At 52.9% G+C, this 333-nt stretch carries 1 protein-coding gene; it reads right to left on the reverse strand.

The annotated features are described in order from the left end of the window. The coding region (locus D0817_RS25140; protein ID WP_134737807.1) for a transposase at positions 1 to 255 on the reverse strand (255 nt) is incomplete at its 3' end. Positions 256 to 333 lie beyond the last annotated feature (78 nt).

The following is a 333-nucleotide window of genomic DNA, read 5'->3' on the forward strand; positions in this document are numbered from 1 at the left end:
CATCTTCAGCTTGCCGATCTCGCTGTAAAGGTGATTGGGCTCGCTGTGTTCATTGATCGGCTTCGGGCCGCGCTTTCCCTCGAAGAGCTTGCTAGAGCCTTCCAGGATTTCCTTCTTCCACTGCCCAACCTGCACTGGGTGCACGCCGAATTCCTGTGCGATCTGGTTGATCGTCTTGACGCCGCGAACCGCCTCGAGTCCAACTTTCGCCTTGTAATCCGGTCCGTGTACCTTGCGCTTCTTTATCTCGCTCATTGCCCATTCTCCATTTGCTCGGCAACAGCTTAAACCATTGTCTCGAAATCAGGTCCACTATAATCCAGGTGCAAATTA

The organism is Flavobacterium cupreum, from assembly GCF_003996965.1.
Classification (GTDB): Bacteria; Bacteroidota; Bacteroidia; order Flavobacteriales; family Flavobacteriaceae; genus Flavobacterium; species Flavobacterium cupreum.